We start from the raw sequence: 24688 nt of genomic DNA, 5'->3' as shown, positions 1-24688 counted from the left end.
AACGATGTGAGTGTCATCGGCCTATTCAGGCGGAGGCGCCGAGGGGGTTTCAATGGCGCGACGGCGCAAACGCAGCTCTTCCTCGGTCGCGTTAAGCCACTGTCGCTTGTAGGCGCTCGTATAGTCGTCATTCGGGCCGATCCGCAGGATATTGACCCGGCCATGGCGACGGCGGGTTTCTTTGTCTTCGGCGGCCAATGTCTGGCGAATACCCGGGCCCGATCCGTAACGCACCGCATGATTGACCAGCGCGCCGTCGTTTGCCGATATACCGGCTGAATTCAGCGCCGCCGCGTTACCCCCAAGCGCAGCGATACCATCGGCCCGTGGATTGGGATCCGTCAGGTTGGCAGCACCTGGCGTGGGCGCCGGAAGGCTGGCGTAATCTTCGGGTGTCTGAAGAGGTTTGCCCGGCAAAATCGCAAATTCGTCGGGGCCGTTACCGGTTTTCTTGATCCGCGTCAGAGTGACATCACGATCTCTTTTGCCACAGGCACTCAATGCCAGGGCAAGGATCAAGATTATAGACATGCGCGGCATCTTCATCGCCACTCTCCTGTAACATTCCGCCAAGGTTTAACCGATCGCAACGCCAAGGTCACGTGGCCTTTTTGTCGGGTGTGAAAACGATCATGCCAAGCGCGCCTGCAAAAACCGCAATATCAGCCACGTTGAATGAAAACGGATTATTGATGCCACAGCATGACATGTTGATGAAATCCGCCACGGCGCCGTAAACGACCCGGTCGACCACGTTTCCAAGGGCCCCACCCACCAACATTCCTGCAGCCACCTTTTGCGGCCAGCCTGCCGGATCGCGGTGGACCCACCACAGAACGAAACCGGAAATCAGCAGCGCTACTGCAATCAGGATCCAGCGGGTCATCGGGCCATCCTGCGCCAGCAGCCCGAAATTGATCCCATAGTTCCAGGCCATACGCAGGTTGAAATACGGCGGCCAGAGGTCGATCTGACCCCGGAATGCCAGGTTCATGGCATGCACGGCCCAGTATTTGGTCGCCTGATCAATCAGGAACGTCGCAAGCCCGACCCAGAAAACAACCCGCATGACCGCTCCTTAATGCCGGAAATGGCGCATGCCGGTCAGAACCATGGCAAGGCCAGCCTTGTCAGCGGCGGCAATCACCTCGTCGTCGCGCATCGAGCCGCCGGGATGGATGACGGCGGTGGCGCCTGCCTCGGCGGCAGTCAAAAGGCCATCAGCGAAAGGAAAAAACGCATCAGACGCCACAACGCTGCCGTTTGTCAGGGGCGTTGGCAGGCCAAGGGTTTCGGCCATGTCCTGGGCTTTGCGTGCCGCGATGCGGCAGCTGTCGACGCGGCTCATCTGCCCGGCCCCAACACCGACGGTGGCGCCGTCCTTGACGTAGACAATGGCGTTGGATTTGACGTGTTTGGCTACCTTCCAGGCAAACAGCATATCAGACAATTCCTGATCGGTAGGGGCGCGTTTGGTTACGACCTTGAGATCCGAGGCGTCGATAGTGCCATTGTCCTTGTCCTGCACCAGAAACCCGCCCGACACCTGCCGGTAGGTCAGCGCCGCGGTACGTGGATCAGCCAGACCATCGGTGGTCAGCAGGCGCAGGTTTTTCTTGGCGGCAAATATTTTACGCGCATCTTCATCGGCCCCGGGCGCGATCACAACTTCGGTAAAGATCTGGCTGATCTCTTCGGCGGTGGCGCCGTCCAGCGGCTGGTTTAGAGCGATGATGCCGCCAAACGCACTGGTGCGGTCACAGTCAAAGGCCCGCGAATAGGCCTGTACCAGTGTGTCGCCACGCGCCACACCACACGGGTTGGCGTGTTTGATGATCGCACATGCCGGGCCGCCCGAGGGCAGAAATTCACTGACCAGTTCAAATGCAGCGTCGGTATCGTTGATGTTGTTATAGCTCAGCTCTTTGCCCTGGTGCTGAACGGCGGTTGCCACGCCCGGGCGGTCGGAACCATCGGTGTAGAAGCTGGCCTGCTGGTGCGGGTTTTCACCATAGCGCAGGGTCTGCGCCAGTTTGCCGGCGATGGCACGGCGGCGGGGGGCCTGCACGCCAATCGCAGCAGCCATCCAGTTGGACACGGCTGCATCATAAGCTGCCGTGCGCGCATAAGCCTTTTGCGCCAGTTTCTTGCGGAACTTCGGACATGTCGCGCCGTTGTGCTGATCCATATCCGCCAGCAGGGCATCGTAATCCTCGACATCCACCACAACGTTGACAAAGGCGTGGTTCTTGGCAGCCGCACGGATCATTGCCGGGCCGCCGATATCAATATTCTCAATACAGGTGTCATAATCGGCACCTTTTGCAACGGTTTCCTCGAACGGGTAAAGGTTGACAACCAGCAGATCAATCGGCGCGATGCCGTGTTCGTTCATCGCCGCCAGATGATCATCATTGTCGCGCAGGGCCAGCAGACCGCCATGCACCATCGGGTGCAGGGTTTTCACCCGCCCGTCCATCATTTCCGGAAAACCCGTTACCTCGGCCACGTCACGCACATCAAGGCCCGCGTCGCGCAGGGATTTGGCGCTGCCCCCGGTCGACAACAGTTCGACACCACGTTCGGACAGGGCCCGGCCCAGATCGACCAGTCCGGTCTTGTCGGATACGGAAAGAAGCGCTCGGCGCAGGGGGGCGAGATCGGTCATTGGCAGCTGTTCCTTGGGTTTCAGGCGTGTTTTCAGTCTTCGGTCAGGTGGTCAAGCGCCTCTTGCTTCAGGTCGCGGATACTGATCGGCGTATCCTGAGCCTTGGACAATGACCATCTTATGCGGGTCGCATACTCTATCGCGCGGCCAGATAGAACGATCTGTTTGGTCGCACGTGGCTTGAGACGGTTTTTTTCCAGAAAAACACTGGCCTCAAGCGACAACAAGGCCCGCCCGTCGGTGCGAAACACCCAGATTTCGCCGCTTTTTAGCGCCATGGACACGGCCGTGCCGCCCAAATCAAGAGCCGCATCCACATCCGGATGAAGGTGGAACCGGATGTGGAACGGTACGCCCAGCAACCGCACCTTATCCATCGCCTTGTCGAACTGGCGCTTATCGTCTTCTGAAAGGGTAAAAAGCCCTTCTTCACCCGCGACGCCGCGCCCATCAAATGTCATTTCCAGAATGCGGACATGGGTCAGGCCGTAACTTGCGCGATAACCGTCATGCCCCCCCTCGAACCGCAGGCCATCCGGCGCCTGACTGAGTTGAAAGGGCACTTCCGTAGGGGCATCGGTCAGCCAGTCGCGTTGCTGACCATCACCACCAAGCCGTGCGCTGGAGCGGCTATCCAGAACCAGGGTTGAATGCGACGGCGTGGCCCGCCCCGCCCGGCGCCAATCCTGCCCGAAACTGGCACCCGAGCCGCAATTAACGATCAGTGGCCGACGCCCCGATGTCAGTTCAAATGCAAGCGTAGAGGCATGCGCATTGATTGACGCCTTCCCACCCGGCGGGGGGGCTGCATCAATGATGACACTGGTGCGTCCCGCACTGAGCCGGGCAAACCCCATCGAAAGCGGTTGAGATTGGCGGCCCTTGACGCCGCAGGTTGCCAGCGCATTGTCCAGCCGCCCTTCAAGGCCCCGCCCCCCGCCGTGAAAACGGGCCAGCCCGCCATCGGAATGCCGCAGGGTGCGCAGGGTGGGCGCAATCCGCTCGATCGCGAACCAATGCTCATTTTCGACGCTCCGGCCAGATTCGCTGAGGGCAACAGCGCACCAGTTCAAAAGGGTGAAAACCTCAAGCAACTCTTCCGGGTTGCGTGTCGGCAGACCACCCTGCATGTCGATCTGCGTGGCACATTCCCGAGCCAGCGCCCGGACGGCGGGGTCCACCTGCGCCTCCATGCCCTCAAGCGACAGGCCGGCGTAGATCAGCCCGGTCAATGCCTCAAAGCGCGGCAGGCCGGGACGCGAACTGTGCCAGCGGCGGCCCAGAAATATCGTCTGTTGAGCCAAAGAGCGGTAAAACGGATCGGTCGGTACATTTTGCTGACCCATCAGCACAAAAAGTGCATGATTGATCCAGCGGATCAGGCGGCGGCCGGTCAGTTCCGGCGTCCAGCCAGGCCCGCGGCCATTACCGAACCGATCAATCCATTGCCAAAGCCAGTCTTGCGCACACCGGCGTGCCGGGGCATCCCCGGCGGCGGCCAGATCATCCAGCCAGCCAAACCCGTGCATTTCCTCCTGAAAGGCCAGATCCGGTGCGGGAATATCCCAAAATCCCGTATCGGGTTGCTGCACGAGATGTCCGGCAAACACAAAATTGCCCGCCGACAGCTGACGGCCACGGGCAAAACTACCGATGGTTCTGGGTTCAGGTTGTGACAGAAACGCCGTTGCCGGCCGCGCCAATGCCGCCCGCCGCGCCTGCACACGGTTCATGAAGCGCGTCCACCGCGCCGACAGGTCCTGGGTTTTCGACATGTGCGCCTTGCCTCTGCACGCTCTTTCCGGCGTTATTGCAGGCAATATAACCCGGCCTGAGGGCCAAGTCACCGACTGTTTGACGTGGCACGGTGCGTCGGCACCTAACGGCGCAGGGATGCTATGAAAAATCCGTCCATGCCGCCCTTTTCGGCCCAGTAGTCAGGCCGCAGACGCAGACCGCCTTCGGGTGTTACCCACGCAGGATCGACCCCGGGCAAATTAAGCGCATCCCGGTCGACGATCAGGCCTTCGTGACGCGCCAGCGCCTCATCGACCTGGCATTCGCCTTCGTCCGGCAGCAGTGAACAGGTGCAAAAGATCAGCCGGCCACCGGGTTTCAGCAGGGTCAGGGCGTGGTCGATCATCGCCGATTGCAGCTCGATCAACTCGCCGAACTCTGAGCCATCCTTGGCAAAAGGCAGGTCGGGATGGCGGCGAATTGTGCCGGTGGCGGAACAGGGCGCATCCAGCAGGATGGCATCATAGGGGCCGCCTGAATGTTCCAGGGCGTCTCCGACCAGGCAGGTGGCGGAAAGGCCGGTGCGGGTCAGGTTTTCCTGTACCCTCTCCATCCGACGTGCGGAAATATCCAGCGCTGTCACATCGGCACCAGCGGCGGCCAGTTGCAGCGTTTTACCGCCCGGGGCGGCGCATACATCAAGTATCTTTTCGCCCGGTTGCGGATTCAGAACCTTTACCGGCAGGGCCGCTGCGGCATCCTGCACCCACCAGTCGCCCGTGTCGAACCCCGGCAGGGCCGAGACCTGACCGGGGTCGGCCAGACGCAGGGTGCCCGTCGGCAAAAGCGTCGCGTTCAGCTTTTCAGCCCACAGGGCCGCGTTGGCTTTGGGCGTGATATCAAGCGGGGCCCCGGCGAAATGGGCCTTTTCCATTTCCAGCATCGGCTGGGCACCCCAGGCCTGCACCAAAGGATCACGCAGCCAGCTGCGAAGGCGCGGCAGACGCAAGTCGTTCCAGGATCTGACCCCGTCCGCCGCAATCTTACGCAGCACGGCATTGATCAGACCCTTGAGATTGTTGTAGCGCGGGTGCGAGCCTGCAATCGCGACCATGTCATTCACTACACCGTGCGCATCGCCGCCCATGCACAGCTCGACCGTGCCAAGGCGCAGGATGTTGAACACCGGCAGAGGCGGCGGTTTGCGCAGGTGACGTTTGAGCAGTCGATCGGCGCGGTCAATGCCGCGCAACGTGTCATTGGCAAGCCGTTGGGCGCGGGCGCGATCCGCTGGCGAAAGCCGGTCCAGCGCGCCGCTGGAAATCAGGTCAGACATCAGCCGGCCCTCACCCAGAACCTGATCGAGCAGGTGAACCGCCGAGCGGCGGGCAGAGGGGGCGGGATTTTTCATCGGGTTGGTCCTTGGCGGGGGCGTGATGCGGGCGTATATCAAGGGTCAGCCCGCAAAGAAAGCCTGACGATGACAACAGAACGCGACGATCTGCCACCCGAAGCCCGGCGCGCACTGGCCGAAGCCGAAGAACGGCGCCGGAACACAGAGACGCAGGAGATGCCCAAGGAATTGGGCGGGCGCAAGGGCCCCGAACCGGTGCGCTATGGTGATTGGGAGAAGAAAGGAATCGCGGTAGATTTCTAGGGCGCACACATCTTGGATATGTCAGGCTTTTGAAATCCCGTCTTTGTCGAACAGGTCGCCAGTTCGTTCATTTTTGTCCATTGAAAATGCGTGCCCCCATGGGACGGCCGAGCAAGAGGCCGAGGCGCGGGGCGGTCAGCGCAGGATCAGATCGGCATGGTCGCCCTGGCCGCGATCAGAAATGAACCGCAGGGTTTTGCCCTGAATTTCGACCGCCTGGCAATTGGGCCCCAGATCACGGCTGCCCCAGTAAAGATCGCGACAGAAATAGCCGGACTTCCATTGCCAGGCGCCGGAAACATCGCGACCAAAGGCACGGCCTTCTATGCGGCCATCGGGCATGACATCCAGATGAATGCCAAGGCGGGTCAGTTTGCGCCCGTCAACCAGTGAAACAAAGGCATCGCGGTTTTTGATCTGGGCGAAGCCTTCGGCAAAGGCCGGGGCCGCCATCATCAGAATGAGCAGCAAAAGGATGAACTTGCGCATGGTGTGATCTCCCTTTCGTATCTGAAGATACGTGGGCACACGGCAAGTGGATCAGTTTTCGGTCAGACCCAGCACATCCAGCATGTCGTATTCACCGGGTTTACGCCCCAACCCCCAAAGGGCTGCCTTGAGTGCACCGCGCGCGAACACCGCCCGGTCGGTGGCAATATGGCGCAGGATGATCCGCTCGCCCGCTGCTGCAAACATCACGTCGTGTTCACCTACGATGTCGCCCCCCCGGATGGCCGAAAAGCCGATATGGCCCCGCTCGCGCTTGCCTGTAATCCCGTCGCGGCCCCGATCCGAGGCGGCGTCCAGCGACACGCCGCGGCCGTCTGCGGCGGCCTGTCCCAGCATCAGGGCGGTGCCTGACGGGGCATCCACCTTTTGGTTGTGATGCGCCTCGATCACCTCGATATCATAATCTTCGTCCAGGGCGGCTGCGACCTTTTTCGTAAGCTGAGTCAACAGGTTCACCCCAAGGCTCATGTTACCCGCCCGGACAATCACCGCATGACGCGCGGCGGCCTTGAGTTTGGCAAGATCAGCCCCGGACAGGCCTGTGGTGCCGATGACATGCACCGCACGAGCCTGCGCCGTAAGGGTGGCGAACTCGACCGTGGCGGCAGGTGCCGTGAAATCAATCACCGCGTGGGCCCGCGCGAAAACCTCAAGTGGATCGTCACTGACCTTAACGCCAACCGCGCCGCCGCCCATTGCCTCGCCCACATCACGGCCAATCCAATCGTGGCCCTGACGTTCGACAGCGCCGATGAGACGTGCGCGGTTGCTTTCCAGCACGGTCCGCATCAGCATCTGACCCATCCGGCCCGACGCGCCTGTTACCACAATTCCCGGCAAATCCGTCATCTGCACTCTCCCGATCGCATTTGGTCTTCCTTACCGCGCGAGGGGTATTGCGGACAATCAAGAACTGACCCGAAAGTATCTCCGAGTGCACAAAGAATTTTGGACCAGCCCCCAAATCCCCGGGAATTTTCCGGCAAGAAGAAGCAAGTTCGGAATCGCCGCGATTTCTTTGCTTGGAAAAACCAGTGTGAAAGACTAGATGCTGAGATATGGCAAAGAACAAGTTTCATGATGGGCCCGGGCCCTCGCAACGGCAGCTTCGCGTGGGTGAGCTGATCCGGCGGACGTTGTCCGAAGTGCTGATGCGCGGCGATATCCATGACCCCGATCTGAACCGCCTTTCGGTGACGGTGGGCGAAGTACGCACGTCACCCGATCTGAAGATCGCAACGGCCTATGTGCTGCCGCTTGGGGGCCAGGGCAAAGACGTGCTGATTGGCCTTTTGGCCCGTAACAAGCATGAATTGCGTCGGATCATCGGCAAGAAACTGGAGCTGAAATATGCACCTGACCTGCGGTTCCGGCTGGACGAGACGTTTGACCAGATGGATGAAACCCGCCGCCTTTTTGCACAGGACACGGTGCGCAAGGATATCGGAGAATAACCCGTTGCGCTGGCTGATTGCCCTGATGATTTTCATCACACCGGCCTGGGCGGTGGAATGTGTCGACATGGCCTTTGACGGCAACAGGTTTACAATCTGCGAAGTGGATCTGACGCAAGAAGACCTGCGGCTGTTCCTGAATGATCCTGAAACCGGCAAACCCCTTGGCAGCTTCAGCAATATCGACAAACAACTTGAAACCCGGGGTCAGCACCTGAGTTTCGCGATGAATGCAGGCATGTACCACACCGACCGCCGCCCCGTGGGCCATTATGTTGAGAACGGTCAGAACACGGCGCCGGTCATCAGTTCGGAAGGTCCCGGAAATTTTGGCCTGCTGCCCAACGGCGTGTTCTGCATACGCGAGGGTCGCGCCGATGTGTTTGAGACGTTAAGATTTCTGCGCGAAAAACCTGCTTGTCGCGACGCCACGCAATCGGGGCCGATGCTGGTGATCGACGGACAATTGCATCCAAGGTTCCTGCCCGACAGCGATAGCCGCTACGTGCGCAATGGCGTCGGCACCGCGGCCGATGGCAAGACGGCCTGGTTTGTGATTTCCGATGCACCAGTTACCTTTCATGAATTTGGCCGGCTTTTCCGCGATCATCTGAAATCCCCGCAGGCGCTTTATTTCGATGGCAATATTTCGCGGCTCTATGCGCCTATGCTGGACCGGTATGATGGTGGCTTCCCGATGGGGCCTATGGTGGGGGTGGTAGCGCGCCTGCCGGAATGATTGACGCGGGCAAGCCACTCCTATAGGCCGCGCGCTTCAACAAGAAGAAATGGGGCCGGTCATGGCACGCAGACGCAAAGGTCGTGATATCTCGGGCTGGTTGATTGTGGACAAGCCTGCGGGCATGACCTCGACCTCGGTCGTGAACAAGGTGAAATGGGCCCTGCAGGCAAAAAAGGCGGGTCATGCGGGTACGCTTGACCCCGAGGCGACAGGCGTTCTGGCCGTGGCCCTGGGCGAGGCAACCAAGACTGTACCCTATATCACCGATGCTCTGAAAGCCTATGAATTCTGTATCCGGCTGGGGCAGGCCACCAATACCGACGACACCGAAGGCGAAGTGATATCCACCAGCGATCTGCGGCCCGGTGACGACGAAATCAAGGCCGCGCTTGGCCAGTTTGTCGGTGATATCATGCAGGTTCCGCCCAAGTTTTCCGCCGTCAAGATCGACGGCCAACGCGCCTACAAACTGGCCCGCGACGGTGAGGATGTCGAGATTGCCGCGCGCCCCCTGTGGGTGGAAGAATTGCTGATGACGGCAAGGCCCGACGCGGATCATGTGATATTGGAAATGACCTGTGGTAAGGGTGGATATGTCCGCGCTATCGCCCGGGATCTGGGCGAAGCATTGGGATGTTACGGCCATGTGGCATGGTTGCGCCGAATCTGGTCAGGCCCGTTCGAGGTGCAGGATGGCCTGACCATTGAACAGATTGACGAGATGGCCCACAGCCCTGAACTGGATACCTATATTCGACCACTGGAAGTCGGGCTGGCAGAGCTGCCAATGGTTACCTGCACCGCCGAGGGTGCAGCGCGCCTGCGCAACGGAAACCCCGGAATGGTGATCGCGCAAGACGTGGAATATGGCGATGAATGCTGTGCTACGTTCGACGGCCACGCAGTGGCTGTGGGGCGATACAAGGCTGGTGAGCTTCATCCTAGCCGGGTTTTCAATACCTGACGCTGCCGGGGGCTTGTTTTTGCGCCCGCAATGCCTGAATTTATCAGGATAATTTTCCATCGGAGCCGGGTGATGCAGGACGATCCAGTTTTTCAATACATCAAACTGTTTGTCGAAAATGTTTCAGTTTGGGCCCTGATTGTTTTGGGGCTTCTGATCTGGCTGCTGCGCAACCCCGAGAAGCTGAAGGCAATCCCGACCTATATTGCCTCGGCCCGGGTCGGCGAGGTCGAGATAGAGCTGCGCGAACTGGAACGCAAACTTGAGAAAACCGAAACCCATGTGGCCGAGCTGGCAGAAGAAAACATCCGCCTGAAGTCACTCTATCAGGAATTCGACCCGCATGCGCCGCTGGCCGAGTTGGAGACGACCCGCCAATCACTCAGAGCGATGGCCGCTGGCATGACAGATACAACGCCGATTCTCGAGGGGCTGAAACCGGGGGCTGACCCTGCGGATGTATATGCTGCGGCCGTGCTGTTACGATCGCGGCGGGATATGGTGATGTTTGATGCGCTGGTCGAATGTCTCGGTCGGATCGCGGCCCATCCCAAATTGGAAGATCTGCGATATCACACCGTGTGGACATTAACCTCGGCTGTGCACCTGACGGTGATCGCGGCAGTCAAGCATTCAGCAGTTCCGAAACTAAGTGAGGCACAGCTGATTGCGGCACAAAACGTCATGAACAGTTTACTGAGCAACGAGCATGTCAGGAAGGACCGTCCGGATAATCCCAAGGCGGGCATTACCGGCCGTGCCGTTTATGCGAAGAATTGGATCGAAACCGGGCTGGAAAAGCACCGCATTGCCAGGCAGTAGCGCGCCCTGAGCGGCTAAGCAGAACAGGATACTGAAGATGGATATTTCCGGCAACGCGCCTGCAAGCGACCCCAGCAGCCTGCATGACCCAGGCGGTAAGGTACGGCTGAAACTGCCCGATGGCGTGATTGGCGGCGCGACGTTTTCGGCCTGCGGGCGCTACCGGCAATCGCTGAGCCGTGACTGGACCCCTGAAGGGCAGATGCCACGGCAAATCCTGTTTGTCGGGATGAATCCTTCGGTTGCGGGCGCTGAGGTGTCTGACCCCACCTGCCACCGTGAATTGGGATTTGCACAACGTTGGGGCTACACCCGATATTTGAAAGGTAACATGCTGGACTGGAGGGCGACCTCGCCCAAGGATATCCCCGCCGATCCCGCTGTGGCCTGTAGTCCTGCCAACATCCCCGCACTGGTGGACATGACAAAGACATCAGAGATCGTGGTCCTGGCCTATGGAAAACTGCACCAGCGGTTCCAGCCAATTGTCCGGGAAGTGCTGGATGCGATTCAGATGACGGGGCGGCCGCTATATTGTCTGGGGCTGAACAAGGACGGATCGGCCAAACATCCGCTGTATCTGCGCAAGGATACAGACCTGATTGATTTTCCGAGATCCAACTGAGGTCACGAAAATTCTGCGAATTTTCTGGCAGCGAAAAAGGCGCCCCGGTTTGGGACGCCTTTTGTTTTTTCGCAAATACCTGCCGGGTTATTCGTTTTTCTCGTCCAGCGAGAGCGCCACGAAACGCGGTTCGCCCGCGCGGCGCACCAGCAGAAGAAGCGATTTGCGGCCGGCCTCTTTCGCCTCGGCAATGCGCTCTTCCAACTCGGCGATCGAGGTCAGCTTTTGCTGTCCGGCCTCGGTAATGAGATCACCCGCGCGCATGCCTTTTTCATAGGCTTCTGAAAGCTCACTTACATCGCCGACGACAAGCCCTGTGGCACTTTCGTCCAGATCAAGCTGCCCACGCAGTTCTTCGTTGAGCGGTGTCAGTGTAAGCCCCAACAGATCCTTATGCTCGGGCTTGCTGCTCTCGCCGCTTCCGGGCTGGGCGACAGGGATTGCGCCTTCCGCAACCTCGCGGCGACCAAGGGTAATTTTCAGCGTCTGGGTCTTGCCTTCACGGAATACAACAACGCGAACGCTTTTGCCGACTTCGGTGTTGCCCACCTGACGAACAAGTCCGCGGGTATCGGCAACCTCTTTGCCATCGAAAGTCATGATCACGTCCCCGGCCAACATGCCCGCCTCGGATGCGGGACCTTCGGGTACATCGGTCACAAGGGCACCGGCGACCTTATCAAGGCCGATGGCTTCGGCGACGTCTTCGGTAACGTCCTGAATCCGCACACCCAGCCAGCCGCGACGGGTTTCACCATATTCCTGCAGCTGGTTCACAACGCGGGAAACGACATTGGACGCCATCGAAAAACCGATTCCGATTGAGCCGCCATTGGGGCTGAGAATAGCCGTATTCACACCCACAACCTCGCCATCCAGGTTGAAAAGCGGCCCGCCCGAGTTGCCCCGGTTAATCGCCGCGTCAGTCTGAATATAGTCGTCATAGGTACCGCTGAGGGCCCGGTTGCGGGCAGATACGATACCGGCACTTACCGAAAATCCCTGACCCAGCGGGTTGCCCATCGCAACCACCCAGTCACCGACACGCGCGGTGTCACTGTCGCCAAAGCTGACGAAGGGCAGAGGTTGGTCGGTCTCTACCTTCAGCAGCGCAATATCGGTTTTGGGGTCTGTGCCGATGACTTTTGCCTTCAGCTCTTGGCCTGAGTAGAATTCGATGATGATTTCATCGGCACTTTCGATCACGTGGTTGTTGGTGACAACAAACCCATCTTCGGAAATCACGAAACCCGAACCAAGCGCTGAGGTCCGGCGCGGGCGGTCACCCTGATTGTTGCGATCCTGGAATTCTCGGAAAAAATCCTCGAACGGGGATCCTTCGGGCACAATGGGCGAGGGGCCAGTGCCCTGCGCGACAACGGTTGATGTGGTGATGTTCACAACCGACGGACTGATCCGCTCGGCCAGATCTGCAAAACTGTCTGGACGGGCCTGAGCCGCAATCGCCTGCGCAAACAGCAGGCCGAGGGCCAGAGCCATCAGCCAATAGGCACGCAAGCGCCCGGGATTGTTATATTGCATGGGAATGGTCTGGACCTTCACGTCAGCGTCTCCTTCGTTTGTCCAAAATGCACGGGATATGGCCGGTGCAGTTTACTAGTCACCTATGTAGGTGCCCTATTGTCGATCTCAATTGCCACAACAATATGTCACATGCATGTGAACCAGATTTCAGGCATGAATCAAGCGCCAAGCATCTTGGCGGACCAGACCATCACCACACCGATCGTCAGAGCAGCCAGCCCAAGCAGGCGCCGCCCGTCTTGTGACAGAGTGCTGAGCGCGACAAGCAGTTGCTCCACAATCGAAGGGGCCAGTGCGTACACCAGCCCCTCGACAATCAACACCAGCCCGAAGGCCAGAAGCGCATTTTCGATCATTGTGCGTCTTCGGCCTGCTTGGCCACGGCCCCCTGATCGGACCGCAGGTAGTTGAAAAACTCGCTGTCTGGCGAAAGCACCATGCTGGAGTTTCGACCGGTCAGAGACTGCTCGTAAGCGGAAAGTGACCTATAGAATTCAAAGAACTCAGGGTCCTGACCATAGGCTTCGGCAAAAATCCGGTTCCGTTCGGCGTCGGCTTCACCCTCAATGATGCGCGCATCCCTGCGCGCCTCTGACAGGATTTCCTCGTAGGTCCGGTCGGCGGTTGCGCGTACACGTTGGGCCGCCTCACGGCCACGGGCGCGCTCATCGGTTGCCTCACGTTCGCGTTCGGCGATCATCCGCTGCAGGGTGGCGTCAAAGTTCTGCTCGGGCAGGTTTGTCTGACGCAGACGCACATCCACCACGTCCAGACCAAGTGCCTTGGCCCGATTGTCGGCCCGGTTTCTTATCTGGTCCATCAGACCAGCCCGTTCCGGCGACAGAATGGTGTTTGACGTAACACCCTGCGAGCCCAGGACCGCGCGGATCTGACCATCAAGGATGTCATTGAGCTGTTCTGCTGCCTGAAATTCACCACCGGCGCCAAGCGCCTGACGGAACTGCCGGATGTCCGATATACGATACAATACGAAAGCGTCCACTTCCAGACGCCGGTCATCGGCTGGTGTTACTTCGATTACAGGTGTTTCAAGCGACAGGATGCGATCCTCGTAGCGCACAACCTCGTCCAGCAACGGAACTTTGAAACCAAGACCGGGCTCGATCCGTTCCTGTTTGATCTGGCCAAATCGCAGCACAAGCACTTTTTCACGCTCGTCCACGATAAATATTGAAGACAGTGCCACCACAACAGCGACGAGAAGGATCGGGATCAGAAGGGTTATTTTCCGCATCAGTTTGATCCTCCGTTTTTACGTAATTCATTAAGGGGCAGATATGGCACCACACCCTGCCCGCCGCCACCAACATTGTTTTCAAGAATGATCTTGTCGACGTCGCCCAGCACTTTCTCCATGGTTTCCAGATAAAGCCGTTTACGGGTCACCTCTGGAGCGGCCTTGTATTCAGTGAGAACGGCCAGAAAACGGCTCGCTTCACCGACAGCATCGTTGACAACACGGGCGCGATACCCTTCGGCAGCTTCCAGCAACTGCGCGGATTCACCACGAGCCTCGGCGAGGCGTTTGTTGGCATAGGCATCGGCCTGACGCTCAACCCGGTCGCGTTCCTGTTCGGCGGCCTGCACATCGCGGAAGGCATCAATCACCGATTCGGACGACGAGCGCCCTTCGGCGTCGGTGACGGTTACGTTCTGGCTGGGCGGGTCTACCTTATTGAAGTTGACGCGGATGATGTTGATGCCGGTTTCACGGTTATCGAGTGTTTCCTGGATCAGTTCCTTGACCCGCGCCTCGATCGCGGCACGATCGCGGTTCAGGATCGGGGCCAATTCGGACTGGGCGATGACTTCGCGCATCGCCGCCTCGGAAATCGCCCGCACGGAATCGTTGGGGTATTTCAGGCTGAATTTGAACTGTTGGGCATTCTTGACGTTCCAGACGACCTGAAAATCGATGTCCACGATGTTTTCATCCGTTGTCAGCATCAAACCGTCATTGTCACCACCTGTGCGGCGCACACCAATGTCTTCGGTGCGGTTGGTCGTGACGTTGAATACTTCGTAGGTCACAACCGGCCAGGGGGCAAAGTTCAGACCTTCGGTACCAATACCGGAAAATTTACCCAGAAAAAGTTCGATTGACTGCTCTTCGGGCTTGACCGTGTAAAAACTGGCCATGCCCCAAAGTACGAGGCCCGCCAGAGCGCCCAATGCGATGGATCCCTTGCCGAATGCCGGACCACCACCACCGGAACCGCCACGATTGCCGCCACCGCCCCGACCGCCCATCAGCACACGCAGCTGATCCTGGCCTTTGCGCATCAACTCGTCGATTTCGGGAATCTGCGGTGCCCCTTCAGGAGACCGCCGACCACCACGATCATCGTCGCGGTCATCATCGCTGCCGCCGCCCGAGTTTCCGCCGCCGCCCCATGGGCCGCCAGAATTTCCTGCCATGAATAATCTTCCCTTTTTTTCCTCGCCTTTCACGGCGTTGTTACTAACCTGTGCAGCCACGACGAAAAATCAAGCCGTCCTGACCGGAGTCTTCATCGTTACAATCTCTTCGGACATGGTGGGGTGTACCGCAACCGTCCGATCAAAATCTTCTTTCGTCGCGCCCATCTTGATGGCAATACCAGCCAACTGAATCATTTCGCCGGCACCAGGTGCCACGATATGACACCCCAGTATCTTACGGGTTTTCTGGCTTACAACCAGTTTCATCAAAACCCGGTCAGCGCGCCCCGCAAAGCTTTGCTGCATGGGTTTGAACGAACTGGCATAAACCTCGATCGGTTCCTGATCACGCGCGTCTTCTTCGCTAAGACCGATGGTACCCATTTCAGGCTGGGTGAATATTGCCGTCGGTATCAGTTCGTGGTCCACGGGTGTGGGATTTCCTTTGAACACCGTTTCGACAAAGGCCATGCCTTCGCGGATCGCAACAGGCGTCAGGTTTACGCGATCGGTCACGTCGCCGATGGCGTAGATAGACGGCACGTCTGTCTGGCTATAGTCGTCAACAATGATCTCGCCCTTGCGGCCCAGCTTCACACCGGCCTCTTCAAGGCCCATGTCTGCGGTGTTGGGGCTGCGTCCGGTTGCGAACAGAACCTGTTCGAAAACCTTTTCGGTGCCATTGGTCGATTTGACATTATAGCCGCCGTCAACTGGCGTCATTTCTAGGATATTGGTCCCCAAATGCAAGTTGATCCCGGATTGAATCATCTCGTCCGAGATCAGGCCGCGCGCCTCTTCGTCAAAGCCACGCAATATCTGTGCGCCGCGATAATACTGGGTGACGTTTACCCCCAAGCCATTCAGAATACCGGCAAATTCGCACGCGATGTAGCCGCCACCGATGATCAGAATGGATTTTGGCAGGTCTTCAAGATGGAAGATATCGTTGCTGGTCAGCGCATGCTCGGCGCCAGGCATTTCGGGCTTGACCGGACGTCCGCCAGTGGCAACGAGTATGTGCTTGGCGGTTTTGCGTTCCCCGGTAGACAACTCAATCGTATGAGCATCCGCCAGCCGGGCGCGGGCATCATAGCTGTCGACACCGTTGGTTTTGAGAATACCGCGATAGACCCCTTCAAGCCGGTCCAGCTCGGCGTGCAATTTGTTTTTAAATGCGGACCAGTCAAAGCCGCCGGCATGCACTGTCCAGCCATAGGCCTGGGCGTCTGCAATATGCCCGGGATATTCGCTGGCAAATACCATCAGCTTTTTGGGCACACAGCCGCGGATCACACAGGTGCCGCCATAGCGATCCTCTTCGGCCAGGGCGACCTTGGCGCCTTCCTGTGCCGCAACCCTTGCCGCGCGCACACCACCCGAGCCACCGCCGATTACAAAAAGATCGTAGTCAAATTCCATTCCAGCCTCGTCCTAGTCCAGCATGTCGGAAAAAAGATTGTCTGATTCTGCAAAATCCAGACGATCCTCTTCGACCGTGCCCTCATTGATGTCCCGCGTCTCAACCCGGCCGTCCCCATAGCCAAGCACAACGATATCGCAGATATCAATGAACAGCCCGTTTTCAACCACCCCCGGCATCTGGTTCAGAACCATAGAAAGTTGATGCGGGTTACCAATCCGGCCAAGGTGCAAATCCAGAATGAAATTTCCTTCATCTGTCACGAAAGGTTCATCGCCCTTCATCCGCTGTGTAACTTCGCGGCCCAGCACATCCATATTGATCAGCAATTCCTCGACCAGCAATTTGGTGGTCTGCCAGCCGAATGGAATGACTTCAATCGGCAGCGGGAACGCACCAAGGGTTTCGACCTCTTTGCCGACGTCGGCAATTACGATCATCTGGTCACTGGCGGTTGCCACGATCTTTTCCTGCAGCAGCGCGCCGCCGCCGCCTTTGATCAGGTTCAGCTTTCCGTCAAACTCATCTGCGCCGTCTATGGTGACATCCAGCCATCCGGCCTCGTCGAGGGTGATCACTTCGATCCCGACTTCACGGGCCAGTTCGGCTGTGCGGGTTGATGTTGGCACACCCCGGATTTTCAGCCCGTCTTCGCGCACCATTTCCCCTAGGCAGCGCACCATCCATGCGGCGGTACTGCCGGTTCCCAACCCCACGCGCATTCCGTCCTCGACGAACTCAACCGCGCGTTTGGCAGCGACAAATTTGGCCTTGTCGATAGGCGATAGTTCTCCGGTCATGGCAAAGACTCCCCAGATGTTTGGGGGAGGTTATATGGGAGTTGCACCCCGGGTGCGAGGGGTCAATTGGCACCAGCCGCATCGCGGCTAAAAAGCATCTGTTTTCAGGGAATGTCCGGTATGGTGATAATTGCTGGCCCGAAGGTATGCGACCCTGCCCCGGCAAGCGCTGGCGACTGGCCAAACAAGGCAATCAAAGCGGCGGCAAGTAGCAGGATATATCCGGTCAGTTTCATGTTACCCTCATAATAATGGTTAGAGAACGCAAATGTTCACGAACTGTTCCACATTTCTGGTTAATGCCGGGTAAAAGCGAAAAATCATCTGGATATGGTGTAATTAACGAGTCGTAATCAGACACAAGATCAAAAATGCAAATCCCTGGGTTCGATACATGACATACCGCCTACACTACGCGCCCGACAATGCCTCGCTTATCGTTCGGATAACGCTGGAAGAGTTGCGCCAGCCCTATGAAACCACATTGGTTGACCGAGCCGCCAAAGCGCAGAAATCGCTTGGTTTTCTGGCCCTGAACCCAAGCGGGTTGATCCCGGTTCTTGAAACGCCCCATGCGGTGATGTTTGAAACCGGGGCGATCTTGCTTTGGCTGGTGGACAGGCACGAAAGGCTGGGCCCACCACCCGATGACACCCAGCGAGGTGATTTTCTGAAATGGTTGTTTTTCGTGGCTAACACTCTTCATCCTGCATTGAGGATGGTCTTCTACCCGGATCAGTATGTGGGCACCGATGAGGCCACGCAGGGCAGGTTACGCAGCCATATGCAAGGCGAAATTACCCGCCATCTGGACAAGCTGGAGCTGGTGGCGGCGAAAAGCCCTGGATGGTTTGCTGGCCCTGACGTCTCGGTTCTGGATTTCTATGTGGCCGCGATTCTGCGCTGGCTGGCACTTTATCCCGCCCCGAAAGGTGGCGCTGACTGGTTTTCTATAGACCAATGGCCGCACCTGTATGAAATGGCGACGCGTCTGGAACATTGCCGTTGCGTCACAGCTGCGATAAAGGCCGAAGGCCTGGGGCAGACGCCCTTTACGGCCCCTCGATATCCCACACCACCAGAAGGTAGTGCCACCTGATGTTTCTTTCCGTCTTCGACATGTTCAAAGTCGGTATCGGGCCGTCGTCGTCCCATACCATGGGCCCAATGGTTGCCGCTGCGCGGTTTCTGGACAAGATGCGCGCGGCCCCGTTTGAATGTCATGGCGTCAAAGGCTCGTTGCACGGTTCACTGGCCTTTACCGGCGTCGGCCACGCCACGGACCGCGCTACCATCCTGGGACTGGCGGGGTTTGTTCCCCAGACCTATGACGCCGACAAGGCCGAGGCGACACTGGAACAGATCCGTGACACCCATACAGTGCGCCCCGAAGGCTTGCCGGAACTGGCGTTCAACCCAAAAGAAGACCTGTTGTTTGATTTTGGTCCCAACCTGCCAGGCCACGCCAATGGCATGATCCTGATGGCCACTGACGCACAGGGCGACGTGATTCTGCAGGAGACCTATTATTCAATCGGCGGCGGTTTCGTCATGACCGAGGCCGAACTTGCCGCCGGGCGCAACACCGATGAGGGCGATCCGGTGCCCTATCCCTTCAAGTCAGCTGCTGAAATGCTGGAAATGGCCGAAACCTCGGGCAAGTCTATTGCCCAGATGAAAAAGGCCAACGAAATTTCGCGCGGCGGGCCGGGCAACCTGAAATCGGGCGTGGCGCGTATCTGGCAAGTGATGGACGACTGCATTGAGCGCGGGCTGAACACCGATGGCATCCTGCCCGGCGGGTTGAACGTGAAACGCCGCGCCAAGGGCATTCGCGATGCGCTGATCGACGAGCGGGGCACCAACCTGAACGCGCCACACAAGATCAACGACTGGATGAGCGCTTATGCCATGGCGGTGAACGAAGAAAACGCCGCTGGCGGGCAGGTGGTGACGGCGCCCACCAATGGGGCCGCGGGCGTTGTGCCGGCTGTGATCAAATACTGGCTAGAGCATGTGCCGGGCGCCTCTGAGGCACAGATCGAGGATTTCTTGCTGACGGCGGCGGCAATTGGCGGTCTGGTTAAATTCAACGCCTCGATTTCCGGCGCCGAAGCGGGCTGTCAGGCTGAAGTAGGCTCTGCCGCGGCCATGGGTGCCGCCGGCCTTGCCGCCGTTCTGGGGGGCACCCCCGCACAGATTGAAAACGCAGCGGAAATCGCGCTGGAGCATCATCTCGGCATGACCTGCGACCCGGTCAAGGGGCTGGTGCAGGTGCCCTGCATCGAACGCAACGGGCTGGGCGCAATCAAGGCGGTCAGCGCGGCATCTCTGGCGCTGCGTGGCGATGGCACGCATTTGGTGCCACTGGATGCCTGTATCGAGACGATGCGCCAGACCGGGGCGGACATGAGCGAGAAGTACAAGGAAACCTCGCTTGGTGGATTGGCTGTGAACGTGCCCAATTGCTGAGCCCCGGAAAACGCCCCACCGGTGCCCGACTTTTACCGGAATGGCGATTTCAGAGTGGTACAGCCGCGAACCCTGCCTTACCACATTAGGACAACAGGCCGGAGCCGCGCATGACGACACATCCCAACCGTACCCTGTGGGGTATCCTGCTGATGGTGGGATTTGCCGTGCTCGCCCCGGCGATGGATGCCTGTGCCAAACTGATCGGTGACGGGGTAGCCGTTGCGCAAATCGCGGCGACAAGGTTTGTGGTTCAAAGCGCATTGCTGTTGCCACTGGCCGCTAGCTTCGGCTGGCTGCACCGGCCAAGGACAGGCGAGATTGGTCTGCATCTGATCCGCTCGGTTCTGTTGCTCGTGGCGACGGCGTTTTTCTTTACCGCGCTTCAATACATGCCGATGGCCGATGCGATTTCGGTATTTTTCGTTGAGCCGTTTATCCTGACGCTGTTGGGCGGGTTGCTGTTGGGTGAGCAGATCGGCCCGCGCCGGTACATTGCCTGTGCGGTCGGTTTTGTCGGTGCCATGCTAATCATTCAGCCAAGTTTTGAAGAGGTTGGCGCGGTAGCACTGCTACCGCTGGTTACCGCTGCCTGCTTTGCGTTTTACATGATCCTGACGCGGCGGATGGCGACACGCATGCACCCGATTACCTTGCAGGCCTATACCGGGATAGCGGCGCTGGTGATTGCGCTGCCGGTTCTGCTTGCTTTCGATGGCTCGGGCGTGGGGCCGCTTGATCCGGTCTGGCCTGAGATGCGCGAAGTGAAGCTACTGGCCGCCTTGGGGCTTATTGCCACGCTTAGCCATGTCTGTATCAGTTTCGCGCTGGCCTTTGCGCCCGCGTCTTTGCTGGCACCCTTGCAATATCTAGAGATCGTCACGGCAACAGTGCTGGGTTTTTATATTTTCAGCGACCTGCCTGATGGTCTCACTTTTTTGGGGATTGCGCTTATCGTGGCCTCGGGCCTGTTTGTATTCCTGCGCGAGCGGCATTTGCAGCGCCGTCCGGTGCCACAGCCCTAAGGGTGAGGTCAGGTTTGACTGACTAGGCAGATGTGCCGGGCTGTGGTTCAATTCCTTCATAGATCAGGAGGAATTTAAATGGCCCGCATCAACCTGAAAGACGCGGCGGTGTTTGCACAGCATTCCTACAAGCCGCAGAATTTCACATCGCCGCGTATCATAGACAGTCTGGATAAGGACGATGTGCAAGCGCATCTTACCGAAAATGGTTTGTTGCTTTTACCCGGTAGTAACAGCGTATTGGACTATTTGCATTATAACCTTCGGGTTTTTCAGGTTGGCAACAAAAGGTACCGCCTTGCCAGTTCCGATACCGAGCATGGTGCCAGTGGTACGGTCTGGCACCAGGGGTTTCTGGTTTATTCCCGCAAGATATTTGACTGGCTCGGCCAGAGAAGACCCGAAATAATCATCGGGCACTCGCTTGGCGCCGCCGCCGTGCAGATCCTTTCCAAATCCTATAATGTACCTGGAATAGGGTTTGCCGCGCCGCGCCCAAAGAAAGGCCCCGGTCGGGTGCAATTCGATGACAAATGCCTCTCAATCTGCCGCGTCGACGATACGGTTTGCGGCTTGCCGCCAAATTTCAATCATATGGGCGATGCCCGATTTCTTGAACCCAAGGCAAACAATTGGGGGCTGGATCATTCGATGAAGAATTACCGGGCCATTCTTGAAGAAAACAATGGCCCCGATGCCGTGCCCTGAACCTGCCTACGGCCCCGTCCAGCCGGCCACTGTGGCCAACAAAGCCTCAACCGCAAGCTCAAGCATCGCTTGGGGCAGGATCACCAGCATCTTTGGTGCTGTTACCGACAGATGTATGGGCCCTGTCGCATGATTGGATGTTCCAACCCGTCCGTCCGGGGCAAAATTAAGCCCCGCGATCGGCCAGAGCAGCCCATCAGATACGCCCTCGACCGCGCCGAAAGGAAACAAGGACACTTCGCACCCCTTGGGCAGATCCAATTTCAAAGACGGTGGCGCCAGAAATACCAGTTCTTCAGTTCCCAGCAGGATGCACCGGTGCTGCGGATGCCGAACCAACGTGTTGTAGGCGGCCAATTGGTGGTCCAGCCGCGATCCCGAGAACCCCACTCCAATGACCAGAGGCGCCATGATATTGCGCAGACACTTGTCAAAGTCGGTACTTTCCTGCTCGGGGATCTCATGAAGCCTGTCAGCAGGAATTTTTGCGCGCGCCGAATCACTCAGGCTGTCGAAATCACCAATTACCGCCAGTGGCATCACGTCGTGGGCCAAAGCAGCGTCTGCGCCGCCGTCAGCGGCAACAACTTGCGGGGCAAGCGATTGTGCGCGCAATAGAATTGGTTTGTTGACGGCTGCGCCACCAATGAGCGTTATTGGTTCCAATTCGTGAACAATCATGAAAATTTTCCCCGGATTAGCATCAATAATTGATGCAAGACACATTATAAACACAAAATGATACGCTAAAATTCCAAGAATCGGGCCGCTTTCGACTTTCCTCGAATGGTAAGTCTTGGTCCTGCAGGTAAAGCAAAGCGAGCGTTAACATGGTCAGTTCAAGTAAAATTCTTACAGTCTCCTATGGCACTTTTTCGTGCACGCTGGAAGGTTTCGATGATTCGTTCGATACGATGAAGGCAATTGCGGAGTACTTTCGTGATCTGGCTGCGGATGATCGATATTTTGGCGCGGAACCGCCCACCCCTGATGCCGAAATGTTGGCACGGATTGCCGAGCGTGAAATTTCACGCCGCGTAGACGCCCATGAAGACCGGGGAAAAATTGTTCTGCGTGCCGCAAGCTCTGCCGCCCTGCCCACAAATGAACAACCGGCTGAAGAGCCTGAAGTTGCTTCCGAAAACAGTATAGACGAAACGCTGGACGATACTGCCACCACCGAAGAGTCTATCCAAGAGCCCGAAGTCGCCGAAGAATCGCAAGACGTTACTTTGACTGACGAGCCCGTTGACGAGACCCCTGTGGCAGAGCAGGAAGTCGCCCAGGATGAAGCACCTGCGCTTGCCGAACCTGAGCAAGCGGCAGAACCTGAAGTCAGCGAAGTCGCGGCGCCTGCAGCCGAATTTCCCGCAGAAGAAACCGCCGAGCAAACTGAAGATACTGTTCAGGCCGAGGTTCCCGAGAACACGGATTTTGAGATTCCCGCTGAAATTTCCACGGAAATGCAGCCTGAGCAAGAGGCGGACTCTGATAGCATTGCCGCCAAGTTGCGCCGGATACGCTCCGTTGTCTCACATCCCGGTCAGAGCTATGAATCCGAAAACTATAGCGAAGATGAACACGCCCAGAATTTCCTGAAAGACACGACAACAGAGCTGGATGCTGTTCTGGCTGCGTCGGATGAATCGGAATATTCAGAACAAGCACCAATTGATACCACTGAATTTATGGTGGTTGAGACGGATGACGATATCGACATGTGGGAAGACGATATCGAAGCTGCTTCGATAGAGGATGAAGCACCAGAACAAGAGGTTGAACTGGCCGAAGACACCCTTGCCCAGCTTCTGGCAGATTCAATACCGACGGACACCACTGAAATCGACGACCTGTCAGACTATCAGGAAGACAGCGATCTTGATGATCAGGAGCCCCTGAGCGCGCGCGTCATAAAGATGGACCGCGGCAACCTGAATGCAGCGATCGAACAAGGCTATATCGAAGAAGACACGTCAGCCGACGACGGTGAAGATGACAGCGATCTCAATATGTTTGAAGACGGTGTTCTTGAATCCACCCTCAGCCCGGAAGACGAAGAAGATCTGCAGCGCGAGCTGGCAGAAGTCGAAGCAGGTCTTGATGCGGAAGGGGACATTTCCGAAGCAGATACTGCAGAAATGTCGGATGGCGAGCTTTCCGACGACAGCAGTGACGACTTGGATATTGTGGCCGAAAATGACCTTGCTGAAGAAGAAGCGGAAACCGCTCAGGAAACACCCGAACCCGAAGATGCCGAGGAACCGTCAGCACGTGGGTTGAACAAGCTGGATCAGGTAGAAGCCCAATCCGATCTTGCCCGCATTTTTGACGAAGCCGATCATCATCTGGAAGAACCGGAATCGCACAAACGCAGAAACGCAATCCAGCACCTGCGCGCAGCCGTTGCGGCCACCCGCGCCGAAAAAAACGCCGGTGCTGACCTGAAAAAAGACGTGGACGATACCCCTTATCGCACAGATCTGGCTGAAGCTGTGCGCCCGCGTCGTCCCCGTGCCACGGAAGGTGTGCGCGTGGCGCGACCAGAAGAGGCCCGTCCCGCCCCGTTGAAACTGGTCGCCGAGCAACGGGTGGACGCCCCGCGCGATCCCATTCGCCCGCGCCGTGTATCTTCTGCCGAACTTCTTGAAGTAACTCCGGAAGAAACTGAGATTTCCACAAGCAGCGGCTTTAGTGAATTTGCCGAGGAATTGGGCGTTACGCGCCTTCCCGAGCTGCTGGAGGCGGCAGCGGCCTATATGTCTGACGTGGAAGGCCGCCCGCAATTTTCGCGCCCGATGCTGATGAGCAAGCTGAAAGAAGTGGCGCAGGATGACTTCTCTCGCGAGGATGGCCTTCGCTCGTTTGGCCAGTTGCTGCGGCTTGGCAAAATCCAGAAACTCAAAGGTGGACGCTTTGCCGTAACCGATGAGACCGAATACCGCGCTGACGACGAACGTCACGCAGGCTGAGCCAGCCGAAAAGCGAAAACAGCAAACCCCCGTCAGGCACTGCCCGACGGGGGTTTTGCGTTTTATAAACTCTTAAATAAAATCAAAACCGGGGCTCTGTGATTTTTGCTTAAACCCGTTTCTAA

The 24688-nt window shown here is 57.9% G+C and carries 26 protein-coding genes; 11 read left to right on the top strand and 15 right to left on the bottom strand.

What is annotated here, in order from left to right; genetic code table 11:
* Positions 1 to 21 precede the first annotated feature (21 nt).
* The 5 genes from PEL8287_RS03980 to PEL8287_RS03960 form a co-directional block, all read right to left on the bottom strand.
* The gene (locus PEL8287_RS03980) at positions 22 to 546 is read right to left on the bottom strand and encodes a DUF3035 domain-containing protein (protein ID WP_085891076.1); all 525 of its coding nucleotides are present in this window, start codon (positions 544 to 546) and stop codon (positions 22 to 24) included.
* A gap of 52 nt (positions 547 to 598) precedes the next feature.
* Entirely contained in the window at positions 599 to 1069 is a 471-nt protein-coding gene (gene lspA, locus PEL8287_RS03975) for a signal peptidase II (protein ID WP_085891075.1), read from the bottom strand.
* Between the two features lie 9 nt (positions 1070 to 1078).
* Complete coding sequence (gene purH / locus PEL8287_RS03970) at positions 1079 to 2668, bottom strand: bifunctional phosphoribosylaminoimidazolecarboxamide formyltransferase/IMP cyclohydrolase (RefSeq protein WP_085891074.1); 1590 nt, start codon at positions 2666 to 2668, stop codon at positions 1079 to 1081.
* A 32-nt stretch (positions 2669 to 2700) separates the two neighbouring features.
* Complete coding sequence (locus PEL8287_RS03965) at positions 2701 to 4443, bottom strand: heparinase II/III family protein (RefSeq protein ID WP_085891073.1); 1743 nt, start codon at positions 4441 to 4443, stop codon at positions 2701 to 2703.
* 104 nt (positions 4444 to 4547) lie between these two features.
* Positions 4548 to 5816 carry an RsmB/NOP family class I SAM-dependent RNA methyltransferase gene (locus PEL8287_RS03960; RefSeq protein WP_085891072.1) on the bottom strand — a complete coding sequence of 423 codons (1269 nt, stop codon included), beginning with the start codon at positions 5814 to 5816 and terminating at the stop codon, positions 4548 to 4550.
* A gap of 69 nt (positions 5817 to 5885) precedes the next feature.
* On the opposite strand from PEL8287_RS03960, the gene PEL8287_RS03955 reads away from it, so the two are divergent.
* Complete coding sequence (locus PEL8287_RS03955; RefSeq protein ID WP_085891071.1) at positions 5886 to 6062, top strand: DUF1674 domain-containing protein; 177 nt, start codon at positions 5886 to 5888, stop codon at positions 6060 to 6062.
* Positions 6063 to 6197: 135 nt separating this feature from the next.
* Here PEL8287_RS03955 and PEL8287_RS03950 read toward each other — a convergent pair whose 3' ends face one another.
* Both PEL8287_RS03950 and dapB read right to left on the bottom strand, forming a co-directional pair.
* Positions 6198 to 6551: a dihydrodipicolinate reductase gene (locus PEL8287_RS03950; RefSeq protein WP_085891070.1), complete on the bottom strand. Its 354-nt coding sequence runs from the start codon at positions 6549 to 6551 to the stop codon at positions 6198 to 6200.
* 51 nt (positions 6552 to 6602) lie between these two features.
* Complete coding sequence (gene dapB, locus PEL8287_RS03945; RefSeq protein WP_085891069.1) at positions 6603 to 7421, bottom strand: 4-hydroxy-tetrahydrodipicolinate reductase; 819 nt, start codon at positions 7419 to 7421, stop codon at positions 6603 to 6605.
* Positions 7422 to 7630: 209 nt separating this feature from the next.
* Between dapB and rbfA the strand changes: the two genes are divergently transcribed.
* The 5 genes from rbfA to PEL8287_RS03920 all read left to right on the top strand — a co-directional run bounded on the left by rbfA (position 7631) and on the right by PEL8287_RS03920 (position 11179).
* The gene (rbfA, locus tag PEL8287_RS03940; RefSeq protein ID WP_085891068.1) at positions 7631 to 8026 is read left to right on the top strand and encodes a 30S ribosome-binding factor RbfA; all 396 of its coding nucleotides are present in this window, start codon (positions 7631 to 7633) and stop codon (positions 8024 to 8026) included.
* Positions 8027 to 8051: 25 nt separating this feature from the next.
* Positions 8052 to 8765: a phosphodiester glycosidase family protein gene (locus tag PEL8287_RS03935; RefSeq protein WP_085891467.1), complete on the top strand. Its 714-nt coding sequence runs from the start codon at positions 8052 to 8054 to the stop codon at positions 8763 to 8765.
* A gap of 61 nt (positions 8766 to 8826) precedes the next feature.
* Positions 8827 to 9732: a tRNA pseudouridine(55) synthase TruB gene (truB, locus tag PEL8287_RS03930; RefSeq protein WP_085891466.1), complete on the top strand. Its 906-nt coding sequence runs from the start codon at positions 8827 to 8829 to the stop codon at positions 9730 to 9732.
* 72 nt (positions 9733 to 9804) lie between these two features.
* Positions 9805 to 10554, top strand: coding sequence for a hypothetical protein (locus PEL8287_RS03925; RefSeq protein ID WP_085891067.1), 750 nt, complete (start codon positions 9805 to 9807; stop codon positions 10552 to 10554).
* Positions 10555 to 10591: 37 nt separating this feature from the next.
* Positions 10592 to 11179 (top strand): DUF1643 domain-containing protein, encoded by a 588-nt coding sequence (locus PEL8287_RS03920; protein ID WP_139837695.1) that lies wholly within the window; start codon positions 10592 to 10594, stop codon positions 11177 to 11179.
* 87 nt (positions 11180 to 11266) lie between these two features.
* On the opposite strand, the gene PEL8287_RS03915 is transcribed toward PEL8287_RS03920, so the two are convergent.
* The 7 genes from PEL8287_RS03915 to PEL8287_RS20435 all read right to left on the bottom strand — a co-directional run bounded on the left by PEL8287_RS03915 (position 11267) and on the right by PEL8287_RS20435 (position 17625).
* A complete protein-coding gene (locus tag PEL8287_RS03915) occupies positions 11267 to 12721 on the bottom strand; it encodes a DegQ family serine endoprotease (RefSeq protein ID WP_235862211.1) in 1455 nt (484 codons plus the stop codon).
* Between the two features lie 161 nt (positions 12722 to 12882).
* Entirely contained in the window at positions 12883 to 13080 is a 198-nt protein-coding gene (locus tag PEL8287_RS03910) for a DUF2065 domain-containing protein (protein ID WP_085891066.1), read from the bottom strand.
* A complete protein-coding gene (gene hflC, locus PEL8287_RS03905; RefSeq protein ID WP_085891065.1) occupies positions 13077 to 13979 on the bottom strand; it encodes a protease modulator HflC in 903 nt (300 codons plus the stop codon). The genes PEL8287_RS03910 and hflC overlap by 4 nt, the downstream gene beginning before the upstream one ends.
* Entirely contained in the window at positions 13979 to 15163 is a 1185-nt protein-coding gene (gene hflK, locus PEL8287_RS03900) for an FtsH protease activity modulator HflK (protein ID WP_176228553.1), read from the bottom strand. The genes hflC and hflK overlap by 1 nt, the downstream gene beginning before the upstream one ends.
* A 69-nt stretch (positions 15164 to 15232) precedes the next feature.
* Positions 15233 to 16588 carry a glutathione-disulfide reductase gene (gene gor / locus PEL8287_RS03895; protein ID WP_085891064.1) on the bottom strand — a complete coding sequence of 452 codons (1356 nt, stop codon included), beginning with the start codon at positions 16586 to 16588 and terminating at the stop codon, positions 15233 to 15235.
* A 12-nt stretch (positions 16589 to 16600) separates the two neighbouring features.
* Positions 16601 to 17389 (bottom strand): ribose-5-phosphate isomerase RpiA, encoded by a 789-nt coding sequence (gene rpiA / locus PEL8287_RS03890; RefSeq protein WP_085891063.1) that lies wholly within the window; start codon positions 17387 to 17389, stop codon positions 16601 to 16603.
* A gap of 104 nt (positions 17390 to 17493) precedes the next feature.
* Positions 17494 to 17625: a hypothetical protein gene (locus PEL8287_RS20435; protein ID WP_268877797.1), complete on the bottom strand. Its 132-nt coding sequence runs from the start codon at positions 17623 to 17625 to the stop codon at positions 17494 to 17496.
* Between the two features lie 158 nt (positions 17626 to 17783).
* Between PEL8287_RS20435 and PEL8287_RS03885 the strand changes: the two genes are divergently transcribed.
* From PEL8287_RS03885 to PEL8287_RS03870, 4 genes are all read left to right on the top strand, one after another.
* The gene (locus tag PEL8287_RS03885; protein WP_085891062.1) at positions 17784 to 18488 is read left to right on the top strand and encodes a glutathione S-transferase family protein; all 705 of its coding nucleotides are present in this window, start codon (positions 17784 to 17786) and stop codon (positions 18486 to 18488) included.
* The gene (locus tag PEL8287_RS03880; RefSeq protein ID WP_085891061.1) at positions 18488 to 19861 is read left to right on the top strand and encodes an L-serine ammonia-lyase; all 1374 of its coding nucleotides are present in this window, start codon (positions 18488 to 18490) and stop codon (positions 19859 to 19861) included. Before PEL8287_RS03885 ends, PEL8287_RS03880 begins: the two co-directional genes overlap by 1 nt.
* Before the next feature lie 110 nt (positions 19862 to 19971).
* Positions 19972 to 20886: a DMT family transporter gene (locus PEL8287_RS03875; protein ID WP_085891060.1), complete on the top strand. Its 915-nt coding sequence runs from the start codon at positions 19972 to 19974 to the stop codon at positions 20884 to 20886.
* A 78-nt stretch (positions 20887 to 20964) separates the two neighbouring features.
* Positions 20965 to 21594, top strand: a complete 630-nt coding sequence (locus PEL8287_RS03870; RefSeq protein ID WP_085891059.1) for an alpha/beta hydrolase family protein — start codon at positions 20965 to 20967, stop codon at positions 21592 to 21594.
* A 6-nt stretch (positions 21595 to 21600) separates the two neighbouring features.
* Here PEL8287_RS03870 and PEL8287_RS03865 read toward each other — a convergent pair whose 3' ends face one another.
* Positions 21601 to 22275 (bottom strand): thiamine diphosphokinase, encoded by a 675-nt coding sequence (locus PEL8287_RS03865; RefSeq protein ID WP_085891058.1) that lies wholly within the window; start codon positions 22273 to 22275, stop codon positions 21601 to 21603.
* A gap of 149 nt (positions 22276 to 22424) precedes the next feature.
* On the opposite strand from PEL8287_RS03865, the gene PEL8287_RS03860 reads away from it, so the two are divergent.
* Complete coding sequence (locus PEL8287_RS03860; protein ID WP_235862182.1) at positions 22425 to 24563, top strand: hypothetical protein; 2139 nt, start codon at positions 22425 to 22427, stop codon at positions 24561 to 24563.
* The last annotated feature ends 125 nt before the right edge of the window (positions 24564 to 24688 follow it).

Source organism: Roseovarius litorisediminis, assembly GCF_900172295.1.
Lineage (GTDB): Bacteria > Pseudomonadota > Alphaproteobacteria > Rhodobacterales > Rhodobacteraceae > Roseovarius > Roseovarius litorisediminis.
The sequence above is the reverse complement of the archived record's forward strand: the minus strand, read 5'-3'. Positions and strand labels throughout refer to the sequence as shown.